Here is a 2,937-nt window from a genome sequence, read left to right as displayed (position 1 = left end):
CGCCGGCGCGGCGTCCCGGCCGAGCGCGGCCGGCGGGACCCCGCCGGCCCTCGCCGCGGAGGTGTTTCTCACCGCCCTCGCCGAACGGATCGCCCTCGCCGCGGCCGCCGTCGCCGCCGTGCTGGACCCCGGCCGGGTGGTGCTGGGCGGCGAGACGGGCCGAGCCGGCGGCGCCGGGCTGGCCCGTCGGGTCGAGCGCCGCCTGCGCACGCTCTCCCCCCTGCCGACCGAGGTCCGGGCCGCGCGCTCCGGCGGGGGCGCGGTGCTGAGCGGAGCGCTGCCGACCGCGCTCGACGCGGCCCGCGACGACCTGTTCGCCCCGGACCTCCCGCCGCCCGGCTGAGGGGAGGTCGGCACCCCGCTCCGCCGGCGTGCGCCCCGGCTGTGACCCGGGGCACAGCGCTCCGGCCCCCGTACCGTCGTGCCCGCACGCGTGGCAGACTGGGTGCGTATCAGTGACGCAAGCGCACTCCGGGGTCGGTGAAATTCCGAGCCGGCGGTTACAGTCCGCGACCCGGCCACCTCCAGTGGCCGGTTGACCAGGTGAAACTCCTGGACCGACGGTGAGAGTCCGGATGGGAGGCAGTGCGCGGCGGAACCGGCACGGCTGTGTGCCGCGTACCGGCGCCCCGGTGGAACCCGGGATCGGTGCGCGTCCCCGTCGTCGCCGGTCGCCGTCCGTTTCTCCCAGCGCCCCGGACGTCTTGCCCGACAGGCAGGAGAACCGGTGTCACCCGCGGCCTCGCAGGCGAGGCGGACCACGGCCGCCGCCGCGGTGGTGTCGTCCCCCGCGGGAGCCGGGATGCCGTGCTCCGCGGCGAGGGCGAGGACGGCGGCGGCGCTGGTGAGGGCGTGGAGTCCCCCGCCGCAGTCGTCGTGCGCCGGCAGTGCGTCCGTGCCGGGGACCGGGAGGAAGCCGATCTCACCGGCACCTCCCGAGGCGCCCCGCCGCAGTGCGCCGTCCAGCACCACCGCAGCGCCGGTGCCGGCGCCGAGCCAGAGCAGGACGAAGGTGTCGCGGTCCCGGGCGGCTCCGCCGCGGAGTTCGGCGATGGCCGCCAGGTTCACCTCGTTCTCCACCCGGACGCGGGCGCCGGTGCGGGCGGGAAGCCCGCGAACCAGTTCGGCATGCCAGGCGGGGAGCCCGATGCCGGCCCGGTTGAGGGCGCCGGTCGCGGGGTCGACGAGCCCGGGGGCGCCGACCACCACGGTGTGGAGCTCCGTCACGGCCACCCGCGCGAGCGCGGCGTCGAGCGCCTCCAGCACGGCGGCCGCGGTGGCGGCGTCCGCCTCGCGGGGCGACGGGACGGGCAGCGCGGTGCGGGCGACCGTCCGACCCGACAGGTCGGCGACGACCGCGGTGGCGCTGTCGAGACGGACGTCGAGCGCCGCGACGTGGGCCCGCTCGGCCACCAGGCCGTACAGCCGGGCGTTGGGGCCGCGGCGCGCGCTGCCCGACTCCCCCACCACCGTGACCAGGCCGTCCTCCTGGAGCCGTCCCACGAGGTCGGCGACCGACGGCCGCGACAGCCCGGTCGCGTCCCGCAACTGGGTGGCGGTCAGCGGGCCGTGCTCGACCAGGAGGTCGAGCGCGATCCGGTCGTTGATGGCCCGGGCGGTCCGGGGGGTCGCGGTGCGGGCGGGTGTCATGGCGGAGATCCTCGCAGATCGGCCGGGCCCGGCCCGGAGCGCCGGAACGTGGGGCGCAGCGCAGGCGGACACAGTTTTATTTACAGGCAACCTTCCTGATAGTTTACGCCCCATGCAGCCCTCCCCCGTGCGTCGCGCCCGCCGCTCGACCTCCGCCGTGTTCGCGGTGCACGGCGCCGCCGCCGGCGCGTTCGCCACCCGTATCCCCTGGATCCACGAGCACCACGGCCTGAGCACCGGCCAACTCGGCATGCTGCTCGCCTTCCCGGCGATCGGTGCCGCGCTGGCGATGCCGCTCGCCGGCGGGGTGCTGCACCGGTTCGGCGCGCGGGCCGCGGTGCGCGGACTGCTTTCCCTGTGGTGCCTGGCCATCGCGCTGCCGGCGCTGGCCCCCCACCCGGCGGCGGTGGCGCTGCTGCTGGCCGTCTTCGGCGCGACCGCGGGCATGGCCGATGTGGTGATGAACGCCCAGGGCGTGGAGGTGGAGCAGCGCCACGGCCGGTCGATCATGTCCGGCCTGCACGGGCTGTGGAGCGTGGGCACCCTGCTCGGCTCGGCCGGCGGGGTGCTCGCCGTGCATCTGGGGATCGACGCCCGGCCGCACCTGCTGGCCACGGCCGTGCTGCTGGCCGTCCTGGCGCAGCCCGCCTGCCGCGGGCTGCTCGACGTCCGGCCCGCCCCGGACGAGGAGCCGCCGCCGCGGTTCAGCAGGCCGCCGCGCTCCGCGGTGCTGATCGGCGCCGTGGCGATGGGCGCGGTGCTGGCCGAGGGCGCCTCCATGGACTGGTCCGGTGTCTATCTGCGTGACGTCGCGGGCGGCACCGAGACGCTCGCCGCGGTCAGCTACACCGCGTTCGCCTGCACCATGGCGGCCGCGCGGCTGTGCGGCGACGCCGTCGTCCGCCGGATCGGTGCGGTACGGGCGGTGCGGGCCAGCGGCACGCTCGCCACCCTCGGGGCGATCACGGTGGCGCTGGCCCCCGGGCCGGTGGTCGGCATCACGGGGTTCGCGCTGGTCGGCGTCGGCATCGCGGTGGTGGTGCCGCTGGCGTTCGCCGCCGCGGGCCGCAGCGGCCCGCGGCCCGGTCAGGCCATCGCCGGTGTCGCCACCATCACCTACACCACCGGGCTGGTGGCGCCGACGCTGATCGGGATGATCGGCCAGGTCGGCTCGTTGCGGCTGTCGTTCGTGTTCGTCGCGGTGACGACCCTGCTGATGGTGCTGGGCGCCGGTGGAGCACATCACCACCGTCTGCCGTGCCCTCACCGCACGCCTGGCGGGGGAGA

General features: G+C 76.9%; 1 protein-coding gene, 2 pseudogenes and 1 riboswitch. Of the genes and pseudogenes, 2 read left to right on the top strand and 1 reads right to left on the bottom strand.

Annotated elements, in window-relative coordinates:
- Nucleotides 1-343, top strand: a pseudogene (locus HCN52_RS23425) (ROK family transcriptional regulator); the annotation flags it as partial.
- Nucleotides 344-462: 119 nt separating this feature from the next.
- Nucleotides 463-593, top strand: a riboswitch (FMN riboswitch).
- 271 nt (nt 594-864) lie between these two features.
- Here HCN52_RS23425 and HCN52_RS23420 read toward each other — a convergent pair.
- Nucleotides 865-1,650: pseudogene (locus tag HCN52_RS23420) on the bottom strand (ROK family transcriptional regulator); the annotation flags it as partial.
- Nucleotides 1,651-1,762: 112 nt separating this feature from the next.
- Here HCN52_RS23420 and HCN52_RS23415 point away from each other — a divergent pair.
- Nucleotides 1,763-2,937: MFS transporter (locus HCN52_RS23415; protein WP_168090427.1), on the top strand; the 1,175-nt coding region annotated here is incomplete at its 3' end.

Origin of the sequence: Streptomyces bohaiensis (genome assembly GCF_012033785.1) — a bacterium.
Classification (GTDB): domain Bacteria; phylum Actinomycetota; class Actinomycetes; order Streptomycetales; family Streptomycetaceae; genus Streptomyces; species Streptomyces bohaiensis.
This window is presented reverse-complemented; position numbering and strand designations above follow the sequence as displayed.